14 protein-coding genes and 1 tRNA gene are annotated in these 22,894 nt (G+C 53.4%); 11 read left to right on the top strand and 4 right to left on the bottom strand.

Annotated elements, in window-relative coordinates; translation table 11 throughout:
• The first annotated feature begins 24 nt into the window (after positions 1–24).
• The 3 genes from RUDLU_RS0113490 to RUDLU_RS0113480 all read left to right on the top strand — a co-directional run bounded on the left by RUDLU_RS0113490 (position 25) and on the right by RUDLU_RS0113480 (position 2,765).
• Entirely contained in the window at positions 25–693 is a 669-nt protein-coding gene (locus RUDLU_RS0113490; protein WP_019988914.1) for an NUDIX hydrolase, read from the top strand.
• A 152-nt stretch (positions 694–845) separates the two neighbouring features.
• Positions 846–917 (top strand) — tRNA-Arg (locus RUDLU_RS0113485).
• Positions 918–1,058: 141 nt separating this feature from the next.
• Complete coding sequence (locus tag RUDLU_RS0113480; RefSeq protein WP_019988913.1) at positions 1,059–2,765, top strand: AMP-binding protein; 1,707 nt, start codon at positions 1,059–1,061, stop codon at positions 2,763–2,765.
• Positions 2,766–2,894: 129 nt separating this feature from the next.
• Here the strand turns inward: RUDLU_RS0113480 and RUDLU_RS0113475 are convergent, their stop codons facing one another.
• A complete protein-coding gene (locus tag RUDLU_RS0113475; RefSeq protein WP_044129433.1) occupies positions 2,895–3,332 on the bottom strand; it encodes a LytR/AlgR family response regulator transcription factor in 438 nt (145 codons plus the stop codon).
• A 215-nt stretch (positions 3,333–3,547) separates the two neighbouring features.
• Between RUDLU_RS0113475 and cysM the strand changes: the two genes are divergently transcribed.
• The 3 genes from cysM (at position 3,548) to RUDLU_RS0113460 (ending at position 8,247) form a co-directional block, all read left to right on the top strand.
• Positions 3,548–4,435, top strand: a complete 888-nt coding sequence (cysM, locus tag RUDLU_RS0113470; RefSeq protein ID WP_019988911.1) for a cysteine synthase CysM — start codon at positions 3,548–3,550, stop codon at positions 4,433–4,435.
• 98 nt (positions 4,436–4,533) lie between these two features.
• Positions 4,534–5,595, top strand: coding sequence for a quinone-dependent dihydroorotate dehydrogenase (locus RUDLU_RS0113465; protein WP_019988910.1), 1,062 nt, complete (start codon positions 4,534–4,536; stop codon positions 5,593–5,595).
• Between the two features lie 105 nt (positions 5,596–5,700).
• On the top strand, positions 5,701–8,247 hold the full coding sequence (locus RUDLU_RS0113460) for an FtsK/SpoIIIE family DNA translocase (RefSeq protein WP_019988909.1): 2,547 nt from the start codon (positions 5,701–5,703) through the stop codon (positions 8,245–8,247).
• Between the two features lie 60 nt (positions 8,248–8,307).
• On the opposite strand, the gene RUDLU_RS0113455 is transcribed toward RUDLU_RS0113460, so the two are convergent.
• Positions 8,308–9,969 (bottom strand): FAD-dependent oxidoreductase, encoded by a 1,662-nt coding sequence (locus RUDLU_RS0113455; protein WP_027303032.1) that lies wholly within the window; start codon positions 9,967–9,969, stop codon positions 8,308–8,310.
• Between the two features lie 80 nt (positions 9,970–10,049).
• Positions 10,050–11,432, bottom strand: a complete 1,383-nt coding sequence (locus RUDLU_RS30425; RefSeq protein ID WP_019988907.1) for a sensor histidine kinase — start codon at positions 11,430–11,432, stop codon at positions 10,050–10,052.
• A gap of 207 nt (positions 11,433–11,639) precedes the next feature.
• On the opposite strand from RUDLU_RS30425, the gene RUDLU_RS0113445 reads away from it, so the two are divergent.
• From RUDLU_RS0113445 to RUDLU_RS0113435, 3 genes are all read left to right on the top strand, one after another.
• Complete coding sequence (locus tag RUDLU_RS0113445) at positions 11,640–12,269, top strand: gluconate 2-dehydrogenase subunit 3 family protein (RefSeq protein WP_027303031.1); 630 nt, start codon at positions 11,640–11,642, stop codon at positions 12,267–12,269.
• Between the two features lie 103 nt (positions 12,270–12,372).
• Entirely contained in the window at positions 12,373–14,091 is a 1,719-nt protein-coding gene (locus tag RUDLU_RS0113440; RefSeq protein ID WP_019988905.1) for a GMC oxidoreductase, read from the top strand.
• An 88-nt stretch (positions 14,092–14,179) separates the two neighbouring features.
• Entirely contained in the window at positions 14,180–16,300 is a 2,121-nt protein-coding gene (locus RUDLU_RS0113435; protein WP_019988904.1) for an outer membrane protein assembly factor BamB family protein, read from the top strand.
• On the opposite strand, the gene RUDLU_RS0113430 is transcribed toward RUDLU_RS0113435, so the two are convergent.
• Positions 16,297–17,286, bottom strand: coding sequence for an NADPH:quinone oxidoreductase family protein (locus RUDLU_RS0113430; RefSeq protein WP_019988903.1), 990 nt, complete (start codon positions 17,284–17,286; stop codon positions 16,297–16,299). The genes RUDLU_RS0113435 and RUDLU_RS0113430 overlap by 4 nt on opposite strands.
• 115 nt (positions 17,287–17,401) lie before the next feature.
• Here RUDLU_RS0113430 and RUDLU_RS0113425 point away from each other — a divergent pair, with 115 nt between their 5' ends.
• Positions 17,402–19,213 (top strand): acyl-CoA dehydrogenase family protein, encoded by a 1,812-nt coding sequence (locus RUDLU_RS0113425; protein WP_019988902.1) that lies wholly within the window; start codon positions 17,402–17,404, stop codon positions 19,211–19,213.
• Positions 19,214–19,521: 308 nt separating this feature from the next.
• Positions 19,522–22,887 carry a transcription-repair coupling factor gene (gene mfd, locus RUDLU_RS0113420; protein ID WP_027303030.1) on the top strand — a complete coding sequence of 1,122 codons (3,366 nt, stop codon included), beginning with the start codon at positions 19,522–19,524 and terminating at the stop codon, positions 22,885–22,887.
• Positions 22,888–22,894: the final 7 nt, after the last annotated feature.

The following is a 22,894-nucleotide window of genomic DNA, read 5'->3' as shown; positions in this document are numbered from 1 at the left end:
TGAATGCCCGCAGAGGCCCCAATTATGGAAAAACTGGAAGACGCCCCCAAGTTTCGGTTCTGGAAAAGTCAACTGATCGCCAACGGCCTTACGGTACATGGTGTCAAGGAGCACTTCATCCGTCGGCGCCACAACGGCGAAGTTTTGTTTGCCATGCTCGAGCTGGATGCCGATACTCCCGAAGGCGACAAAATTCCGCCGGTCTGCTTTCTGAAAGGCCACGCGGCCTCGGTATTGGTGTGCCTGATCGACGAGCAGACTGAAGAAAAATTTGTGGTACTGGTGCGGCAACGGCGTATCTCCGATGGTTCACAAACCTACGAACACCCGGCCGGTATGGTCGACGCCGACGATAACCCAACCGATGTAGCCGCCCGTGAAGTAGGCGAGGAGATAGGGCTGAGCATCGGCCCCAGTGAGCTCACCAAGCTAAACCCGCGCCTGTGGTACCCAAGCACCGGCACCAGCGACGAAGCCATGCATTACTTTTTCGTCGAGAAACGTATGTCGCGCGAGCAGATCATGGGGTTTCATCATCAGCGCATGACCAACGACTCGGAGTTTGAACGCATCACGACGGTAGTAACTACCCTGCCCGAAGCGCATCAGCTGATCAACAACGTAAACGGGTTGCTGATCCATTTTCTGTATCTCAAACACGTTGGCGATTACGAAACGATGAAGTTGCTCTAAATGAGTCGACTATCATCGACTTACACGAATCGTGCCCGCTGGCAACCAGGTTTTGAGAAGATTTTGCGCACAGAAATGCGTTTAACCATTGCTCAGTATTCATTATTCATTATTTTTGCATCCCGAAACAGCCCATAAAGCTGTCCGGACAGGCTCCCGTAGTTCAATGGATAGAATTATGGTTTCCGGTACCATCGATAGGGGTTCGAATCCCTTCGGGAGCACAACCACAAAAAGGCCCGACAGAGCAAATGCTCTGCCGGGCCTTTTTAATTGCACTAAACAAATCTGTTTCGCGGGGGCTTTATACGTGTACTTGTTGCTTATTTCTTATTTTTGCTTTAAAACGTACAACCAATCGTTACATGGAGTCACAAACGCCCACCCAAACCCGGCCCTGGTTAGCTCATTACCCACCGGGTGTACCCCACGATATCAACCCTGATTCATATACTTCATTAGCCGCCTTGATTGAGGAGGGGGTCAAGAGGTTTAGTTCAGCGCCTGCCTATGCCTGCATGGGCAAACAAATCACGTTTAGTGAGCTGGATACGCTCTCGCAGCAGTTTGCCTCGTTCCTTCAGAACGACCTGAAACTGCAAAAAGGCGACCGTATTGCTATTCAGATGCCCAATTTGCTGCAATACCCCATTGCTATGTTTGGCGCACTGCGGGCGGGCCTCACGGTTGTGAATACCAACCCGCTGTACACCCCCCGCGAAATGCAGCATCAGTTCAACGACTCGGGAGCCAAAGCCATCGTGATTCTGGCCAACTTCGCCGGCAACTTAGAGAAGATCCTGTCGCAAACGGCCATCGAGCACGTCATTGTCACCCAAATTGGCGACCTGCTCGGATTCCCCAAAAAGCTCATTGTCAACGCTGTTGTCAAATACGTCAAGAAAATGGTGCCGGCTTACCACCTGCCGGGTGCTATTTCGTTTGGCGACGCCCTGAGCCGCGGCAGCCGGCAGCCACTCAAACCGGTAGCGATCAAGAATACCGACCTCGCTTTTGTGCAGTACACGGGCGGAACCACAGGTGTATCGAAAGGGGCCGCTCTGACACACCGGAACATCATCTCCAACGTGATCTGTCAGGACGAGTGGATGAAGCCTGCCGGTGTTCCCGACGGGCAGGGCATCATTGTGGCCGCCCTGCCACTGTACCACGTGTATGCGTTAACAACCAACGCCCTGGCTTCGCTGAAGAGTGGTTCGATGAATCTGCTCATCACGAACCCGCGTGACCTCAACGCCTTTATCGACGACCTGAAGAAATACAAAATCACAGCGTTTACGGGGCTCAATACGCTGTACAATGGTCTGCTAAACCACCCCCGCATCAACGAAGTCGACTTTAGCGAGCTGCGCATCACGTCGGCGGGGGGAATGGCCCTGCAAACATCAGTAGCCGACCGCTGGCAGAAACTGACCGGCAACAAACCCGCCGAAGGGTACGGCCTGTCGGAAACCTCGCCGGTGCTGTGTTCTAACACGGTTACGGAAGAAGGCAACCGGGTGGGCACTATCGGCATCCCCTGGCCAAGTACGTACATGAAGTGTGTGACGGAAGACGGTACCGAAGCTGCTCTGGGCGAACCCGGCGAAATCTGGGCGAAAGGTCCGCAGGTGTTTGGAGGCTACTACAACCGACCCGACGAATCGGCCAAGGTGCTGGAGGATGGCTGGTTCAAGACCGGCGACATTGGTGTGATGACCGCCGACGGGTATTTTAAAATCGTGGACCGGAAGAAGGATATGATTCTGGTATCGGGTTTCAACGTGTATCCCAACGAAATTGAAGAGGTTGTGAGCCAATGCCCCGGTGTGCTGGAAGTAGCCTGTGTGGGCGTTCCCAACGAAAAGTCGGGCGAGACGGTTAAAATTTTCGTCGTTAAGAAAGACGAAGCCTTGACCGAAGATTCAATTACTCGTTACTGCCGCGAAAACCTCACGGCTTACAAAGTGCCTAAGCATATCGAATTCCGAACCGAACTGCCGAAATCGAACGTAGGCAAAATTCTGCGCCGACCGCTGCGCGAAGAAGAGCTGGCGAAATTAAAGAAGTAAGCGTCTGGCAGTGTGATTGGCCCGATGGTGAGAGCTCACCACCGGGCCAAAAACGAACGTGGCTTGCTGTTCAGTATCTGACGACGTTGCATAAACGCCGATTGGTACGAAACAGTAAGCCACGTTTGTTTACGCTACGGGTACATTTCGTAGCAGGTTCATCTGCTGTTGAAACGTCTCAATCTGCCGGTAAAACTGTGCGGCTTTCCGACGCGAGACCTCCACATAATCGCCGTTTGACAAACCCACCATAAATGGGTGTCGCTTGGACCGAACCTCCCGCAAATACAGTAGATTGATCAGGTTCTTCTTATGAGAGCGTGCAAAAACATTGGCGGGTAAACGGCTTTCAATCCGTTTGAGCGTCAGCGAAACGATGAGCTTGGTGCCATCGTTAAAGTAAAAGTGCGTGTAATTTCCTTCGCCTTCTAACCGAACAATCCGGTGAATAGGCATGGGCTTGCGATAGCCCCAGAATGGCAAGGTGAGTTCGGCCATCTGGAGTTGACGTGCAACGGCTTCCAGCTCGTTGGATGCCAACGGAAGTGTGGTCAATTGAGATTTCATTAAATGAGATGGATATAGTACCGCTCGGCAAGGCAACTTTCCGGCGACATGGTAAATATCATAATTTTCGTCCTATATACCTACACGTACTGTTATTTCGCGTAGAAATACGTAGTCAGATCGGGTTTATGCCCGTCATAAGTGCTGGTTCCGGACGTTTCTGAGAACTAATTGACAGCGCATAGCCTTTGATAACAAAGCTTAACTCGATACGTATGGCCTCTCTACTTGACCTTGTCGGTAACACCCCCCTCGTCGAACTCAACCGCTTGACCGCTACGCCTGCCCGCCCACACCGCCATGTGCGACTGCTGGGTAAACTGGAAGGCCACAATCCCGGTGGCAGCGTGAAAGACCGGGCTGCCTACAGTATGATCAAGGGGGCCATAGACCGGGGCGAACTAAAGCCGGGCACCCGACTCATTGAGGCTACGAGCGGCAACACAGGCATTGCCTTAGCTATGATTGCCCGGCTGTTTGGGGTTGAGATTGAGCTGGCCATGCCCAAAAACTCAACCCGCGAACGTGTGCTGACCATGGAGGCCTTCGGGGCCACCGTCACTCTGACGGAAACCATCGAGAGCGCACGCGATTACGCCGAAGAGCAGGTTCAGAAAGGGGGTTTTCTGATGCTCAATCAGTTTGCCAACCCCGACAATTATCTGGCACACTACCGCACTACCGGACCCGAAATCTGGCGCGATACCGATGGGCAGGTTACCCACTTTGTCTCATCGATGGGCACTACCGGTACCATTATGGGCACCTCGCGCTACCTGAAAGAGCAGAACCCGGCGATTCAGATTGTGGGTTGCCAACCCACCGATGGCTCGTCGATTCCGGGGATCCGAAAATGGCCGGTCGAGTACCTGCCACAGATTTTCGAGCCGCAGCGCGTCGACCGAATCATTGAAGTTTCTGAGACCGACGCGGTTGCTACCACCCGGCGGCTGGCGCAGGAAGAGGGCGTTTTTGCGGGCATGAGCAGCGGAGGAGCCGTTTGGGCTGCCTTACAACTTATGGATGAGCTGGATCATGGCACGGTTGTGTGCATCATTTGCGACCGGGGCGACCGTTACCTGTCATCTGGCTTATTTGGGTAGGCCGGCACAGCCATTTGCCTGCCCACGGTCGTGCAATTTACCGGGTTTAGCCATGCTGCTGTTTCTACGGTCTGACATTTAGCCCGTACCTTTGTAGCATGTACAAGCGTTTGGTTCTGCCCCTTCTGTTTCGCTTCGATGCCGAGGCTGTTCATCACTTTGCCACCTCTGCCCTCAAACTAATTCTGTCTGTACCGGGTATGCGCGGATTGGCCCGCTCACTGTACACAGTGAATGACCCACGTTTACGGCGCACCGTGTTTGGTATTGATTTCCCAAATCCCGTGGGTATGGCAGCTGGTTTTGATAAAAACGCGGAACTGGTGCCCGAACTGAATGCCCTGGGCTTCGGTTTCATCGAAATTGGAACGGTTACCCCCCGCCCTCAACCGGGCAACCCGCAGCCCCGGCTGTTTCGGCTCAAGGCCGATGGCGGACTCATCAACCGAATGGGTTTCAACAACAAGGGAGCAGGCCCGGCAGCGGGTCGGCTCCGCAACCGACCGGCGGGCCTGATTGTGGGCGGTAACATTGGCAAGAACAAGGATACCCCTAACGAAAACGCCCTCGACGATTACCTGATCAGTTTTTGTGAATTATTCGACGTAGTCGATTATTTCGTGGTCAACGTGAGTTCGCCTAATACGCCCGGCCTGCGCGATTTACAGGAGCGCGAACCACTCACTCTCCTGCTTCAGGCTTTACAGGGGGAAAACCAAACTATAGCTACCCGCAGCCGCGTCAGTCCGAAACCCATTCTGCTTAAAATTGCCCCTGACCTAACCAATTCGCAACTGGACGATATTATCGCTATTGTCGTCGAGACCCGGATTGCGGGGGTCATTGCTACCAATACCACCATTAGCCGGGAGGGCCTACATACGCCGGCCGCTACAATTGCCGAGATGGGAGCCGGTGGAGTAAGTGGTCGGCCCGTCCGCGAACGCGCTACCGAAGTGATCCGCTACCTGCATCAGCAGTCGGGCGGGGCATTCCCGATTATTGGCGTTGGCGGCATTTTTACCGCCCAGGACGCCCTCGAAAAATTGCGGGCAGGGGCATCGCTTGTGCAGGTGTACACCGGATTTATTTACGAAGGACCGGGAATGGCCAAACGAATTTGCGAGGGATTACTCCGCGATGAATCGTTTCGGGGCTGACCGTGAAGCGATTTGCGGCAATCATTCAGGATTTTTTGCGTTAGCCATTCGGCATCTCCGTAAAAACGCGGAAATTTACTTCTGAAGCCACCTTTCTAACCCATCATGGCCCAGTCTACTGCCTCTCCCCGACAGCCTGCCAACCGCCGACGGTCTCAGACAGCTACCGCCAGTGAACCCTCGTTCGACTGGGCCGCTGCGCTCGACCGATGGCTCACCGACCAACGCTCCACGCTGACCTTAGGCGTTTTTATGATGCTGGTTGCGGTGGGTTTGTTTGTTGCGTTTATATCCTATCTGTTCAACGGTACCGACGATCAGAGTGTGGTTGATGCCGCCCTCGATGTTTCGGTGCGTACCAACGGGCAGGAAGCCAAAAACTGGCTGGGGCTTCTGGGCGCACATATCGGCCACGTTTTTATTTTCCGCTGGTTCGGAATTGGAGCCCTGGGCTTACCGCTGATCGTTTTTCTGTCGGGCTACAAACTGGCGTTCAATGCTGAACCGCTACCGCTGGCCCGTACGACCAAAGCTACCCTCTTCGGAATGCTTTGGATCAGCCTGTTTACCGGGTATTTCGTGTTGGCAACCGACTCCGTTGCCGAGGGTAGCATTTGGTGCGGTGGTATCGGCTACGAGCTGAATGCCCTGTTGCAGAGCCTCCTTGGCTGGGGTAGCCTGGCCCTTGTTGTCTTTCTGCTGTTTCTGTTTATTGTCTTTTTCTTCAACGTTACCTCGTTGCCGTGGTTGCGTACGCTGGGCCAACGTTCACCATCGCCTGATTCGGGCTCCGACGGCACATTGGACGAATACGATGAGGATGAAAACGACGAACCGGCACCAGTCAAACCCACATCAACCAATGCGCCCCGTGCGAGTGCCTCTGCTGTAGTCGAAGAAATTCCGGCTGGGCCGACACGGCCCGAGCCCGTTCAGACCGAGGACGTAGAGCCTGAACCTGAGCCCGAACCACTTCGCACCCGGCCCGAACCGGTGACGTCGCCCGTAGCATCGGTAGGAACCACCCTGATTGTGAAGAACAATGCCGAAACAGGCGAGGAACCTCCTGCCACGACCCCGGTATTTGACGTTGATGTAGCCGAGGAAGAGATTGACCTGGTAGCTACGCACGGCCTTTACGACCCAACGCTTGATCTGCCCAGCTACCAATACCCTACAGCCGAATTACTGACCGATTACCCCAACAAGGGTAAAGCGCAGGTGTCGGAAGTGGAACTGGAAGAGAACAAGAACAAGATTGAAGATACGCTGCTCAAGTTTGGCATCGGCATCAAGAAAATCTTTGCCGAAGTGGGGCCTACGGTCACGCTGTACGAGATTATTCCGGCCGATGGGGTACGAATCTCCAAAATCAAGAACCTCGAAGACGACATTGCCCTGAGCTTAGCCGCGCTGGGTATCCGGATTATTGCACCCATGCCCGGCAAAGGCACCATCGGGATTGAGGTGCCGAACAAAAACCGGGAGATGGTCTCTATCCGGTCGGTGCTTACGAGCGAGAAATTCACCAAGGCCAATATGGACCTGCCCATTGTACTGGGCAAAACGATTTCCAACGAGATTTACCTCGCCGATCTAGCCAAAATGCCCCACTTGCTCATGGCCGGGGCTACGGGTCAGGGTAAATCGGTGGGTTTGAACGTACTGCTGACGTCGCTGATTTACAAGAAGCACCCGGCTCAGCTCAAGTTTGTACTGGTTGACCCGAAAAAGGTAGAACTTACCTTGTTTAACCGCATCGAACGGCATTTTCTGGCCAAGCTGCCCGATACCGACGAGGCTATCATCACCGACACCAAAAAGGTGGTGAATACGCTCAACTCGCTTTGTATCGAGATGGATAACCGGTACAACCTGCTCAAAGACGCCAATTGCCGGAACCTGAAAGAGTACAACGTCAAGTTTGTTAACCGTCGGCTCAACCCCGAAAAAGGGCATCGGTTCCTGCCGTACATCGTGCTGGTGATCGACGAGTTGGCCGACCTGATGATGACCGCCGGTAAAGAAGTGGAGCAACCCATTGCCCGGCTTGCCCAGCTGGCGCGGGCCATTGGTATTCATCTGGTGGTGGCTACTCAGCGGCCTTCGGTCAATGTAATTACGGGCCTTATTAAGGCCAACTTCCCGGCCCGGTTGTCGTTCAAAGTGACCTCCAAAATTGATTCGCGTACGATTCTGGATGCCGGGGGCGCCGAACAACTGGTGGGTATGGGCGACATGCTGCTGTCGTCGAATTCCGACATTATCCGGTTGCAGTGCCCGTTTGTGGACACCAACGAGATCGAAGAGGTATGTGATTTTGTAGGCAATCAGCGCGGTTATGACGATGCCTATTTCTTGCCCGAATTTGTAGGCGACGATGGCGGCAATGCTGACGATGAGCGTGAAGTGGACCTCGAAAACCGCGACCCGATGTTTGAAGAAGCCGCCCGCATGGTCGTGCTTCATCAGCAGGGTAGTACCTCACTTATTCAGCGACGGTTGAAGCTGGGTTATAACCGGGCCGGCCGTATCGTCGATCAGCTCGAAGCAGCCGGTATTGTCGGGCCATTTACGGGGAGTAAGGCCCGCGACGTACTCTTCCACGACGTACAGCAACTCGAAGAACACCTCAAACGGTTGGGCAGTTGAGGTGAGCTGACCTCAGCGTAACATTTTTCAGGAAAACACCACCATCTGGCCGAGAGCACATCAGCTCTCGGCCAGATATTTATGCACGAAGCTGACCGCCATAGCGCCCTCGCCCACGGCCGAAGCCACCCGGTTCATAGCCCCCGCACGCACGTCGCCAGCCGCAAAAATGCCGGGGCTACAGGTTTCGAGCGAATACGGCTCACGCGTTTGTTTCCAAACCGTCCGGTATTCGGCAAAGCGCCCAAGGTCGCGGCCGGTGGCGATGAAGCCTTTCTCGTCTTTCAGAATATCCAGTTCGATCCAGTCAGTAAGGGGTTTGGCCCCAATGAAGATAAACAACGCGGCCGCCGGCACCGTCTGCCGTTTTTGGGTCTGAACGTTTTCGAGAATCAGGCACTCCAATTTTTCATCGCCTACGCCCTCAACCACTTCGGTAGACGGCAAAACCGTAATGTTGGGCGTGTTATCAATCTGCTCAATCAGGTACTGCGACATGGTCTCGGTCAGGTCAGGGCGCCGGACGCAGATAAACACCTCCGAAGCCATCCGCGACAGGTACATGGCCCCCTGACCAGCCGAGTTACCCCCGCCCACCACGTACACCGGTTGCCCTTTAAACGCATAGGCTTCGGTAGTAGCGGCTCCGTAGTAAACACCCGCTCCGCTAAACTTGTCGAGGCTTTCATTTTCAAGTTTCCGGTACGACACGCCCGTACTTAGCAGAATCGACCGGGCCACCACCTCACTTTCGTCGGCCATGTGAATCCGCTTGTATTGCCCCTCTGACTTAATCGAAACCACCTCCTGCGGGGCCAGAAACTCCACCCCAAACCGCTGGGCCTGCGCAATGGCCCGCCGGGTCAGCTCGGCACCGCTCAACCCGTTTGGAAAGCCCAGATAGTTCTCAATCCGCGAACTCGTGCCCGCCTGACCACCGGGTGCCCGCTTATCGATCAGGATCGTTTTTAGCCCCTCCGAACCTCCGTACACAGCCGCAGCCAGCCCGGCGGGGCCAGCCCCGATAATAGCCAAGTCGTACAGCGCCCGCGACGCCTTTGGGTTGAGCCCAATTTTTTCGCCCAACTCACTCAGGGTAGGTCGCTTAAGAACGTGCTCTTCATCCACGAGCACCACAGGTAGGTCAGCGGGCGTCAGCGCATGTACCTGAAGCAACTTCTGTGCGTCGGGGTTAGTCTCGACATCGAGCCATTGGTACGGAAACAGGTTACCGGCCAGAAAATCCTTTAGTTCATGCGACAAGGGTGAAAACTGGTAACCAATCAGCCGGAGCCCCTCAAACGAGGGCCGGTAATTGGAGCGCCAGTCGGTAAGCAGTTCGTCGAGAATCGGAAATAGTTTTTCTTCGGGCGGGTCCCAGGGTTTGGTGATGTAGTAATCGAGCTGAACCTCGTTGATAGCCCGTATAGCGGCCTCGGTATCCGAATAGGCCGTTATGAGCACCCGTTTTGCATTGGGAAACACAGTCCGTGCCTGCTTCAGAAAATCAACACCAGCCATTTCGGGCATCCGCTGATCGGATAAAAACACCGCCACTTCATCGCCTTTACGCTGTAGACCCGGCAACGAGTCGAGAGCCTCCTGCGCCGACGTTGTTGCCATAATTCGGTATTGCTGACGGTATTGCTGCCGCAGATCGCGCCGAACGGCTTCGAGCACTTGCTGATCGTCGTCGATGGCTAAAATGATGGGAAGTCGCATAAAAATCGAAAGAGTGAAAGAGTGAAAGAGCGAAAAAGGCATCACCTGGTCGCTCTGCCACTCTTTCGCTCTTTCACTCTTTAAATTGGTAAACAAATAATAAACTCGGTCCGGCCGGGCTCGGATTCCACTTTAATACTCCCCCGATGATGTCGAACAATACCACGTACAATATCGAGCCCCAGCCCGCTGCCCTGCCCAATGGCTTTTGTCGTGAAAAATGGGTCAAAAATTTTCGGCTGAATCTCGTCGGGAATACCCGTCCCCGTATCGGCAACGTGCGTGTACACAAAAGCAGAGCCGTCGGCGCGGGTATCGAGTTCAGCGCTGATTTGTAGCTGCCCACCCTCGGGCATGGCATCAATGGCGTTGTCGATGAGGTTAGTCCAGACCTGATTCAGTTCACCCGGCCAACCGCAGATAGTCGGCAAATCGTCGGGTATGGCCAGCGTAACCGCAATTTGTTTCGCCCGGAGTTTATGATTGAGCAGCGTCAGCGTATTCCTGATTCCTTCCTCCAGCCGAACATCTTCACGGCCCTCGCCCCGATCCATGTGGGTGTACGACTTAATACTTTTCACCAGCTCAGAAATCCGCCGGGAAGCCTCGCCGATGTCGCGCACTAATTTTTCGGTTTCGAGCGTGTTTACCACCCAGCCAAGCACTGCCGACAGGTTTTCGGACGGAATTTGACGGCCTATTTCGTCCAGATCAGCCGGGCTAAAGCCAAATTGGACGAGCGAGTCAATCAGGTCGCCTGATTCAGCCACGTTGCGGTCGTCGAGCCAATCGGTCAGCTCATCTTCAAGTGCATTGCGCTCCAGCATGGTCAGGGTAGGGGGTTTCTGCTGCAAACGCTGGAACATAACCTGAACCACGCGCTCAACCGGTTCGGCAGGCAACTGAATAGCCATCAACGATTTGAACCGCTCAGGGGTTGCGTTCATTTGCTCGCTGAGTGTATCGGCAGCCCGCACCACAGCCGAAACCGGGTTGTTCAACTCATGGGCTAACCCAGCCGACAAGCGGCCCAACGACGCCATTTTTTCCTCCTGCTGAATCTGCCGGGTAAAGTCGCGCACACGGTCGGTCATTTGGCGAACCATTACCTCGGTCAGTTCGTAACACTGCCCGGTCATGTCGCGCAGATGGTCGCGGTGAAGGTGCAGAGCTTCGGCCCCCGGATCGGCAATGACCGGGAAAGTTACCTGCCGCAGCCGCGAGTAGGGGAGTACCCCCAAAATTCCGGGGGCGTCGTAGATAACCAGTTCGTCAGCCCCGCCATCGATCCAGATTCGCCCTTTCAGCACCAGGGTCAGGAAGTCCACATCGCCACCAGCAGGCTGCAATGTTGTTTGTTCAGCGTACGCCCGAAACTCGGCCCGCTGGATAAACCACGTCAACTGCTCATCGGGAACATCGGCAAACTGCGGAAATTGGCGGAGGGTAGCCAGCTGATTCATAGGGTTTTTCGTAACGGGCATACCCTATCATAACCGGAATAACACCTCCGTAGTTAGGGCCGTACAATCGGCTTCCCGTTTCGGAGCTACCGGAACAACGAATTATCCGAGCAAAACCCTTTAAATCCTGCAAACAGAACCCCTGATTTTTATACATTTGTACTCCCCGAATCCGTTTATCAGCTAACGGTTAATATTTAACGAATCATGAACAGAAGAGACGCCCTTCTTCGTGTAGCCACCTTCGTCGGAGCCTCTATGTCGCTCCCGGCAATGGCCGACACGCTCGAACGTTCGGCAAGCCTCCGCGCCAGCACGGGCAAACCCCTGCTTTTCTCCGCCGATCAGGACGCTATGGTCGCCGAACTCGCCGAAACGATCATCCCGACCACCAAAACGCCGGGAGCTAAAGCAGCCAAGGTAAACGAGATCATCGACATTGTTCTGAAAGATTGCTACCGTGAACCCGATCAGAAAGTGTTTATGGAAGGCTTAGCGCGTACCAACAAGTTATCGCAGGATGCCTACGGGAAAGCATTTGTCGGTCTCGACGCAAACCAGCGGATCGAAATTGTGAAAAAACTGGAGGCTGAAGCAAAAGAACTGAAAGCGCAGCAGGCCAAGGCCGTGCAGGGTGGTAACAACCAGCAGGACGTTCAGATGCCGAAAGAGCAGCGCAAAGTGACGCCGTTCTTCACTATGCTGAAAGACCTGACCCTGATGGGTTACTTCACGTCGGAAATCGGCTGTACACAGGCGCTGGAGTACGTGCCGGTACCGGGCCGTTACGAAGGCTGCATTACGCTCAAGCCCGGCCAAAAAGCCTGGGCAATTTAACAAGTTTTCAGTGTCCAGTTTTTGGTTTACAGTTGGTCTGCTGACTGTAATTTATCAACAGAACCGAAAACCGTAAACTGTAAACCGTAAACTTCATTACAGGATGAATCTCAATATTGATGCGATAAAAGACATGACCTACGACGCTATCGTGGTAGGTTCAGGTATCTCGGGCGGCTGGGCAGCAAAAGAGCTGACGCAGAAAGGCCTGAAGGTATTGATGCTGGAGCGTGGCCGTGACATTAAGCACGTTGAGGGCTACAAAACAGCAACAAATAACCCCTGGGATTTTCCGCACCGGGGCCGGATTACGACGCAGGCAGCCGAAGAGTACTGGGCCAATATGCGTACGGGTTACACCGCCAACGAAGAATGGCGGCACCACTTCGAAAACGACAAGGAGAACCCCTACATCGAGAAGCGGCCCATGGACTGGATCCGGGGTTATCACGTGGGTGGCCGGTCGCTTATGTGGGGTCGTCAGAGCTACCGCTGGAACGAAGAAGACTTCCTGGCCAACGCCAAAGAAGGTGTCGGTGTCGATTGGCCGATCCGTTACAAAGACCTGGCGCCTTGGTACGATTATGTAGAGCGGTTCATCGGCGTTTCGGGCAATAAAGACGGTTTGTCGGTACTTCCCGATGGTCAGTTTTTGGCCCCGATGGAACTGAACTGCGTGGAGAAAGAAGTGAAAAAGCGGGTTGAGAAGGCGTTTGCCGGTCGTACCATCACAATTGGCCGGACGGCTCACCTGACCTCACCTCAGGCGCACCACTATGCTCTGGGCCGGGCAGCCTGCCAGTACCGGAATCAGTGTATGAGGGGTTGCCCATACGGTGCGTATTTTAGTACGCAGGCGGCTACGCTCCCTGCAGCTGTGGCAACGGGCCGCTTGACGCTCCGCCCCGATTCAATTGTTTCGGAGGTACTTTACGATGAGAAAAAGGGTCTGGCCACCGGCGTTCGGGTTATCGATCAGAATACCAAAGAAGTGCGTGAGTACTTCGCCCGGGTTATTTTCCTCAACGCATCGGCCTTTGCCAGCACCTCAATCCTGATGAACTCAAAGTCGAGCCGGTTCCCCAACGGAATGGGCAACGATTCGGATCAGCTGGGCCGCAACATCATGGACCACCACCTCGCCGTCGGTGCTGCCGGTACGTTTGAGGGCATGGAAGACAAATACTACTACGGTCGTCGGGCCAATGGGGTGTACGTACCTCGCTACCGCAACTGGGGCAACGACAAGCGCGATTATCTGCGTGGCTTCGGCTACCAGGGTGGTGCCGGCCGGGCAGGCTGGAACCGAGGCAACGGTACAGATGGCTTTGGGGCCGAATTCAAAGAGTCGCTGACCCAGCCGGGTCTGTGGTCGATGAGCCTCGGCGGTTTTGGCGAAGTACTGCCCGACCCGAACAACCGGATGACGCTCTCACCCGATCAGAAAGACAAGTGGGGCCTACCCTTGATCGTATTCGATGCCGCTTATGGCGAAAACGAGCGCAAAATGCGTATCGACATGATGAACGATGCCGCCGAAATGCTTGAGTCGGCTGGTCTGAAAAACATCACGCCTTACAACGACAACTCAAAACACCTCGGTATTGGTATCCACGAAATGGGCACTGCCCGTATGGGTCGCGATCCCAAAACGTCGGTTCTGAACGCGCACAATCAACTACACTCGGTGAAGAACGTATTCAACACCGATGGCGCTTGTATGACTTCAGCATCCTGCGTAAACCCATCGCTGACGTACATGGCCCTCACGGCCCGTGCAGCTGCGTTTGCGGTACAGGAGATGAAGAAAAAGTCGTTCTAAGAAAATTGACTTAGCCGTTTCGAAGAGGAGAGATCAACCGGTCTTTCCTCTTTTTGTATTTGGTAGCTACTTAAACCTGTCCGGGCTAATGAAATCTGTCTCTTTTCTCTTCGCCGTTACCATTCTCTGCTTATCACTGGTGGGTTTAACCTATCAGGCAGCCGATACCGACTGGCCTGAGTATCTCGGCGGCCCCGACAGAAACCATTATTCGCCACTCAATCAGATCAACACAACCAACGTTGGCCAACTTACCCAAGCCTGGGCGTATAGTGCTCCCGATAGCGGGCAAATGCAGGTAAGCCCTATTGTGGTTAAAGGCGTTTTGTACGGCGTAACGGCCGCTGTGCAGGCTTTTGCGCTCGATGCCGCCACCGGTCGCGAGCTGTGGCGTTTTGGCGACCCCCTGAAAGCCTGGCATAGCACCAGCCGGGGTGTTGCTTACTGGACCGACGGCAAAGGCGACGAGCGTATTCTGTACACGGTTGGCCCCTGGCTCTATGCCCTGGATGCTCGTACTGGAAAACCCATTGTCGGCTTTGGTGAAGCCGGGCGCGTGAGCTTACGCGCCGGTTTGGGTGCACAAGCCGCCGAAAAATCGGTAATCTCGAACACCCCCGGCACCATTTTCGAAAACCTGATTGTGATGCCTATGCGACTCTCGGAGGGTTCTGATGCCGCACCAGGGCATATTCAGGCATTCGACGTTCGGACGGGTAAACTGGTCTGGGTATTCCACACGATTCCCCATCCGGGCGAATACGGCTATGAAACCTGGCCCAAAGATGCCTGGAAAAATACCGAAGTAGGTGGGGCCAACAACTGGGCTGGCATGGCCATTGACCGCAAGCGTGGTATTCTGTTTGTACCGACGGGTTCGGCGGCATTTGATTTTTACGGTGGCAACCGGAAAGGCCAGAACCTATTTGCCAACTGCCTGCTGGCGCTTAACGCCCGCACCGGCAAACGACTCTGGCACTACCAAATGGTGCATCATGACGTGTGGGACCGCGATTTTCCGGCTCCGCCAAACCTCGTAACCCTCCGGCAAACCGGCCCCGACGGTCGTCCGCGTACCGTCGACGCGGTAGCTCAGCCCACCAAATCGGGGCATGTGCTGGTTTTTGACCGGGTTACGGGCAAACCTTTGTTTCCCATCCCCGAAGTGGCCGTCGAGCAAAGTGATTTGCCCGGCGAGTCGACATGGCCCACGCAACCCCAACCCCTTAAGCCAGCTCCGTTTGCCCGGCAAACCCTGACCGAAGCTGATCTGAATCCGTACACAACCGACCGGGACTCCTTACTGACCGTATTTCGCCGGATTAAGAGAGGCTACATGGCTCCACCCAGCAAGCAGGGGACCCTTATTTTTCCCGGTTTCGACGGAGGGGCCGAGTGGGGCGGGGCTGCCGTTGACCCTGAGGGTGTCATGTACGTCAATGCCAACGAAATGGCCTGGGTACTCACCATGATTGATGCCCCCAAACAAGACGCCCTAGCCCACCTCAGCGCGGGTGCCCGCCTATACACGCTCCAATGTGCGAGCTGTCACGGGCCCGAGCGTAAGGGCAACCCTAAAAGCGGCTTTCCGTCGCTGATCGACATCAACCAACGACGCGACCGCGCATATGTTATGCAGGTTGTTAGTCAGGGCAAGGGTATGATGCCGGGCTTCACCACCCTCAAACCCGAAGAGAAACAAGCCTTGGTGGCCTTTCTGTTTGGCGACGAAAAGCAGGAGATGGCGGGGGTAGCTACGGCGAAAGGCGCTCAGCCTCCTCAACTGCCCTACAAAACCACGGGTTACAACAAATTTCTGGATAGCAAAGGGTACCCAGCCATCTCGCCCCCCTGGGGTACACTCAACGCCATAAACCTGAACACGGGCGAACTGGTCTGGAAAAATACGCTGGGCGAGTTCAAGGAGCTGACAGCCAAAGGCATACCGCCAACCGGCACCGAAAACTACGGCGGGCCTGTAGTTACAGCCGGAGGGGTACTGTTTATTGCAGCCACTAAAGACGAGATGTTCCGGGCCTATGACAAAAAAACGGGTAAACTACTCTGGGAAACCAAACTCCCGGCCGCTGGCTATGCCACGCCCTGCACGTATGCCGTTGGAGGCAAACAGTACGTGGTCATTGCCTGCGGTGGGGGTAAGCTGGGCACCAAAAAAGGAAACCAGTTTATTGCGTTTGCGCTTCCTTAGGGCACAATCAGCACCTTACCCATCACTCGCCGACCACGCATCTCGTTGAGTGCATCAGCCGCTTTTTCGAGTGGGTAGGTAGCCTGAATATGGGGTTTCAGCTGTCCACTTTGCCAGAATCCCAGCAATTCATTCACGTTTTTGAAATTGTCTTTGGGTTGCCTCTCGGCAAAGGCTCCCCAAAACACGCCCACTACCGAGCACCCTTTGAGCAATGGTAAGTTGAAAGGCAAACTGGGTATGGCTCCGGCGGCAAATCCAACCACCAAATACCGACCCTGCCAGTTCATCGACCGTAAGGCAGGTTCGGCCAAATCACCGCCGACGGGATCGTACACCACGTCGACACCTTTTCCGCCCGTAATGTCCTTGATCCGCTCCCGAAGGTCTTCGGTTTTGTAATTGATCGTTTCGGTGGCACCATACTCTCGGCATAAGGCCAGTTTCTCGTCGGTGGAAGCGGCAGCAATCACCCGGGCTCCCATGATTTTACCCAACGATACAGCCGCCAGGCCAACACCACCTGCGGCTCCCAATACCAGCAGGGTTTCCGGCCCGTCGCTACGGCCTGATTGCAGGTTTGCCCGGTCTTTCAGGGCATGATACGAGGTTCCGTATGTGTACATGAGCGAAGCCGCCGTTTGAAAATCCATCCCCTGCGGCATCGGAAACGTCCGGTAACCATCGGCTACTACCCCTTCGGCAAAACCACCCCAGCCCGTGAGCGCAAACACCGAATCGCCGGGTTTCACGTGTGAAACGCCTTCGCCTACCTCCCGCACGATACCCGCAACTTCGCCCCCCGGCGAAAATGGGAAAGGTGGCTTAAACTGGTACTTTCCCTCGATAATGAGCGTGTCTGGGAAATTGACACCACAGGCCTTTACCTCGATCACCAGCTTCCCTTTCGGAGCCGACGGCCAGCTAATATCTTCAACAACAAGGCTTTCGGGTAGCCCGTATTGATGGCATAAAACAGCTTTCATTTGTCTAAAAATCTAATTTCATCACAATAAAATAATTTAACTGTATGCTTGCATACTATTTTAAGAGGTATTTTATTTGCACCATAATTAGTATGCAAGCATAACATTTAACGACATGATTGCAACGGAAAACAAAGCGTCGATCAAAGGCGGAGAATTTCTGATTAAAGAGACAAGCGCCGACCAGGTATTTATTCCCGAAGAGTTTACGGAAGAGCAGCAGATGATTGCGGCTACCTGCCGTGAGTTTCTGGAACGTGAAATCTGGCCGCGTCTTAACGAGATAGATTCAGCCAAGTCGCCCGAGCTTATTTCATCGCTGATGGACAAAGCTGGCGAGTTGGGTCTGTTGGGTACGGGCGTACCCGAAGAGTATGGCGGTTTTGGCATGAGCTTCAATACCTCTATGCTGGTGGCCGAGACAACCGGAGCCGGTCACTCCTTTTCGGTAGCCCTGTCGGCACATACGGGTATTGGTACGCTGCCCATTGTGTATTATGGCAACGACGAGCAGAAAGCTAAATACCTGCCCAAACTGGCAACCGGTGAGTGGAAAGCCGCTTACTGCCTTACGGAGCCCGATTCGGGATCGGATGCAAATTCGGGCAAAACCAAAGCCAAATTGAGCGAAGACGGTAAACACTATATTCTGAATGGCCAGAAAATGTGGATTACCAACGGCGGTTTTGCTGACGTGTATATCGTTTTTGCTAAAATTGAGGAAGGTGGCCAAACTGATAAGAACCTGTCGGCATTTATTGTAGAGCGCTCGCACGAGGGCATCACGATGAACGAGCCTGAGCACAAAATGGGTATCAAGGGATCTGACACCCGTCAGATCTTCTTCAACGACTGCAAAGTACCCGTTGAGAACCTGCTTTCGGAGCGCGGAAACGGCTTCAAAATCGCGGTTAACATTCTGAACATCGGCCGTATCAAGCTTGGTGCCGCTACGGTAGGTGGCTCGAAAGAGGTAATCAACAACGCGGTTCGGTACGCTAACGAGCGTAAGCAATTCAACACGCCCATTGCTCAGTTTGGTGCCATTAAGCACAAACTGGCCGAAATGGCCATCAAGGTGTACACTTCCGAAACGGCTTCGTACCGCGCCGGTCAGAACATCGACGACATGATCGAAGATCTGAAAGAGCAGGGTATGAACGATGCACAGGCCAAACTGAAAGCATTGGAACAGTTTGCGATTGAGTGTGCCATCATGAAAGTACACGGCTCTGAAGCCCTCGACTACGTAGTTGACGAGGGGGTACAGGTGTATGGCGGTATGGGCTACTCAGCCGACGCCCCCATGGATCGGGCCTACCGGGATGCGCGTATCAATCGAATTTTTGAAGGTACCAACGAGATCAACCGGATGCTCGTAGTTGATATGATTTTGAAGCGGGCTATGAAAGGCGAACTCGACCTGATGGGTCCCGCCATGGCCGTTGGCAAAGAAATCATGTCGATTCCTGATTTCAGCAGCGACGAAGAGGAGGGCCTGTTCATAGCCGAGAAAAAGGTGTTGCGCAACCTCAAGAAATCGGTACTGATGGTAGCCGGTGCCGCTGTTCAGAAGTTCATGACCAAGCTTTCGGAAGAGCAGGAAATCCTGATGAGCCTTGCCGATATGGTTATCGAAATTTACGCGGCAGAATCCGTTCTGTTGCGTGTTGAAAAACTGATTGGCGTTAAGGGTGAAGCGGCTGTTTCGTTACAAAAAGAAATGGCGCTGGTTTACCTGCATGAGGCCGTTGAGAAGATCAACAACGCCGGCCGGGCAGCCATCACCTCGTTTGCTGAGGGCGATGAACTGCGCGTGATGCTGATGGGTCTGAAGCGATTCACGAAAATTGAGCCGATGAACCTCAAAAACGCCCGTCGGCGGATTGCGGAGGCCATGCTTGCCGAGAATAAGTACATTTTTTAAGATGATGGGCGTCATGATGCCCAATACCTGACGATTTTACATTCAACCAACAACTAAAAATCAATAAAGCCGACCCTTAATGAGGGTCGGCTTTTTCGTTTTCCAGGCCGGATTGGCAGAGTCTTATTTATTCGGGCGACGAACAATTCAAATGGGTCACGAATCTCTCCAACAGGCTAAATTTTACCTCTTTCGGGCACCTGCGTAACGAACATTACCAACGTGAACGCTGTTACTCTCTCGGTGCCGCCGAAGTCATTTTGGCGGCTTTTCGTATTACCAAACACCCGCTACAGCGGGCCGTCTTTTTGAACGCACAGGAACTGATCGGTTTATACACCGACGATAGTTTTATTAAGCTTTTGGCCGAACCCTTAACCCGGAAATCGGCCGAACCGCAACGGCTTCAGATCAAAGGTCTTTCGGGTAGTCTGGATGCCCTCTTAGCCACGGCTATTTTCCGCATGAACGGCGGTAATCACTTATTCGTGATGACCGACCGCGACGAAGCCGCCTACTTTTTCAACGATCTGCAAAATCTGATCGGGCAGGAGGTTTTGCTCTTCCCGATGTCGTACAAGAAACCTTATCAGTACGAAGAGGTTGAAAATGCCAACGTACTGATGCGGGCCGAGGTGCTTAACAAGCTTAACCCTGCGCCCAAAGGCGGGTTGTTGATGGTGACGTATCCAGAAGCGCTGTCGGAGCGGGTGATTAACAAGCGCACCTTACAGGCAAACACCCTGACGGTTCGGGTTGGCGACAAACTCGACACCAATTTCGTATCGGAAATGCTCCAGAATTATGAGTTCGAGCTGACTGATTTTGTGTACGAAGCGGGTCAGTTCTCCATTCGGGGGGGGATTATCGACGTATTTTCGTTTGCCAGCGAGTTTCCGTATCGAATCGATTTGTTTGGCGATGAAGTGGAAAGCATTCGGACATTTAGCCCTGAATCGCAGTTATCCACAGGTGACGTGCCGTTTATTAACATTATACCCAATATTCAGACCAAACTGATTGAGGAAACCCGCGAACCTTTTCTGGATTACCTGCCTCAAAATACGGTGGTTTGGGCTAAAGATGTGGATTTCACCCTCGAAGTTGTGGATAAGTGCTTCGAAAAAGCGGAGCAGAGCTTTGCCTCGATTGTAGCCAGTGGGGGAGGTGTACAGGTCGTGTTAGATCCTACTGATCTGTTTGAGACAAGACGGTCGTTACTGAACCATCTGAAACGGTTCACAACGGTTGAGTTTGGGCGCAAATTTTACTTCAAAACCGAAGCCCGGCAGCAATATCAGTCGAAGCCGCAACCGTCGTTCAACAAAGATTTCAAGCGGCTTCTTGACAATCTGGCCGAAAACCAATCGAAGGGAAACACCAACGTTATCGCGGCCGAGTCGTTCAAACAGCTCGAACGGCTGCGTACCATCTTTGAGGAACTCGACCCATTTGTCAAGTTTTTGCCTTTAAATATTGGTTTGCGCGAGGGCTTCACCGACGAAGCCCTGAAGATTGCCCTTTTCACCGACCACCAGATCTTCGACCGATATTTCAAATACCGCGTTCAGGACAAGTTTTCGAAGTCGAAAGCTCTCACCCTACGCGAATTAAAAACGTTACAACCCGGCGACTACGTGACCCACGTAGACCACGGAATCGGGCGTTTTGCGGGTCTTGAAAAGGTAGATATGGGTGGCCGCGAGCAGGAAGCTATCCGGCTTATTTACCGCGACAACGACATTCTGCTCGTCAGTATCTACAGTCTGCACAAAATTGCCAAGTATAGCGGCAAAGAGGGTGGCCCACCTACCATGAACAAGCTGGGATCGCAGGAGTGGGAGCTGAAAAAATCGCGGGTCAAGAAGCAGGTAAAAGACATTGCCAAAGAGTTGATCTCGCTGTATGCAAAGCGTCGGCAGGCACCGGGCTACGCTTTCAGCCGCGATACCTTCTTGCAGGCCGAACTCGAATCCTCATTTATCTATGAAGATACCCCCGATCAGGCTAAGGCAACCAACGACGTGAAAAACGACATGGAGCAGCCCCACCCAATGGATCGGCTTGTGTGTGGTGATGTAGGCTTTGGCAAAACCGAGGTTGCGATACGGGCGGCTTTCAAGGCCGTTTCGGATAATAAGCAGGTGGCAGTGCTCGTACCAACCACTATTCTGGCCATGCAGCACTACAAAACCTTTATGGACCGCATGGCCGATTTACCGGTGAAAGTTGACTACATCAACCGGTTTCGTTCGGCAGCTCAAATTAAGGAGACGCTCAAAGGGGTAGCTTCGGGTGAGATCAATATTCTGATTGGTACCCACCGGATTGTCAATAAAGACATAAAATTCAAGGATTTAGGCCTACTGATTATCGACGAAGAGCAGAAATTTGGCGTGAAAACCAAAGATCGTCTGAAAGAAATGCGAGTCGATGTCGATGTACTAACGTTGACGGCCACCCCCATTCCCCGGACACTTCATTTCTCGCTCATGGGTGCGCGTGACCTTTCGGTGATTGCTACTCCTCCCCCTAACCGGCAACCGGTCACAACCGAGGTGCACGCGTTTAACGAGGCCACCGTCCGCGATGCCATTAGCTATGAGTTACGCCGGGGTGGCCAGGTGTTTTTTGTGCATAACCGGGTTGGTGATATTGAGTCTATTGGAAATTTGATTTTACGGTTAGTCCCCGAAGCCCGCGTCTCAGTAGCCCACGGACAGATGGAGGGCGAGAAGCTGGAGAAAATCATGACCCGGTTTATCGAAGGCGATTCTGACGTGCTTGTTTCCACCAATATTATCGAGTCGGGCTTAGACATTCCGAACGCCAACACCATTCTGATTAATTCAGCGCACATGTTTGGTTTGTCGGATTTGCATCAGATGCGGGGTAGGGTAGGACGCTCTAACCGTAAGGCGTTCTGCTACTTACTGACGCCACCGGCTTCGGTTCTTACCTCCGACGCCCGCAAACGGCTGCAAACCCTGGAAGATTTTTCTGATCTGGGCGAGGGCTTCAAAATCGCCATGCGTGACCTGGACATTCGGGGCGCGGGTAATTTGCTGGGTGCCGAGCAAAGCGGTTTTATCAATGATCTGGGCTACGAGATGTACCATAAGATTCTCGATGAGGCCGTTCAGGAACTCCGGGAAACAGAGTTTAAAGACCTGTTTAGCCCGAACACCGACGTATTAAAGCCATCGTTACCCGATACAGTCATCGAAACCGATTTGCAGGTTGTGATTCCAGACAAATATGTATCTAATATTTCGGAACGTTTGGCGTTATACACTCGCCTGGATAATATTCAGACAAACGATGAGCTTCAGGCCTTCCGGCAAGAGGTAATTGACCGGTTTGGCCCCATGCCCAACGATGTGGAAAACCTGATTAAGATGGTGAATGTCCGGTGGAAAGCTGAAAAACTGCATCTGGAAAAACTGACGTTGAAAAATAATATCCTGAAGGGATACTTCGTTTCTTCCGAGGGTGGTAACCAGGCAACTGACAGCTTTTTTAACTCCGATGGGTTTGGCAAGGTTATTGACTATTTACGCGCAAACCCAAACCGTTTTTCGCTCAAAGAATCGAAAGGACGGCCTGTATTTACCCATTCAGATATCACCTCGGTGGAACAAATGGATCAGGTCCTTGGCGCTTTGACTAATTAATGCGATT

It is taken from the genome of Rudanella lutea DSM 19387 (genome assembly GCF_000383955.1).
In the GTDB taxonomy this organism is placed as follows: Bacteria; Bacteroidota; Bacteroidia; order Cytophagales; family Spirosomataceae; genus Rudanella; species Rudanella lutea.
The sequence above is the reverse complement of the archived record's forward strand: the minus strand, read 5'-3'. Positions and strand labels throughout refer to the sequence as shown.

What these genes read in the sequence shown, in the direction of transcription:
- RUDLU_RS0113490 (WP_019988914.1), top strand. Translation starts at nt 25, where the DNA reads ATGGAAAAACTGGAAGACGCCCCCAAGTTTCGGTTCTGGAAAAGTCAA.
- RUDLU_RS0113480 (WP_019988913.1), top strand. Translation starts at nt 1,059, where the DNA reads ATGGAGTCACAAACGCCCACCCAAACCCGGCCCTGGTTAGCTCATTAC.
- RUDLU_RS0113475 (WP_044129433.1), bottom strand. Translation starts at nt 3,332, where the DNA reads ATGAAATCTCAATTGACCACACTTCCGTTGGCATCCAACGAGCTGGAA.
- cysM (WP_019988911.1), top strand. Translation starts at nt 3,548, where the DNA reads ATGGCCTCTCTACTTGACCTTGTCGGTAACACCCCCCTCGTCGAACTC.
- RUDLU_RS0113465 (WP_019988910.1), top strand. Translation starts at nt 4,534, where the DNA reads ATGTACAAGCGTTTGGTTCTGCCCCTTCTGTTTCGCTTCGATGCCGAG.
- RUDLU_RS0113460 (WP_019988909.1), top strand. Translation starts at nt 5,701, where the DNA reads ATGGCCCAGTCTACTGCCTCTCCCCGACAGCCTGCCAACCGCCGACGG.
- RUDLU_RS0113455 (WP_027303032.1), bottom strand. Translation starts at nt 9,969, where the DNA reads ATGCGACTTCCCATCATTTTAGCCATCGACGACGATCAGCAAGTGCTC.
- RUDLU_RS30425 (WP_019988907.1), bottom strand. Translation starts at nt 11,432, where the DNA reads ATGAATCAGCTGGCTACCCTCCGCCAATTTCCGCAGTTTGCCGATGTT.
- RUDLU_RS0113445 (WP_027303031.1), top strand. Translation starts at nt 11,640, where the DNA reads ATGAACAGAAGAGACGCCCTTCTTCGTGTAGCCACCTTCGTCGGAGCC.
- RUDLU_RS0113440 (WP_019988905.1), top strand. Translation starts at nt 12,373, where the DNA reads ATGAATCTCAATATTGATGCGATAAAAGACATGACCTACGACGCTATC.
- RUDLU_RS0113435 (WP_019988904.1), top strand. Translation starts at nt 14,180, where the DNA reads ATGAAATCTGTCTCTTTTCTCTTCGCCGTTACCATTCTCTGCTTATCA.
- RUDLU_RS0113430 (WP_019988903.1), bottom strand. Translation starts at nt 17,286, where the DNA reads ATGAAAGCTGTTTTATGCCATCAATACGGGCTACCCGAAAGCCTTGTT.
- RUDLU_RS0113425 (WP_019988902.1), top strand. Translation starts at nt 17,402, where the DNA reads ATGATTGCAACGGAAAACAAAGCGTCGATCAAAGGCGGAGAATTTCTG.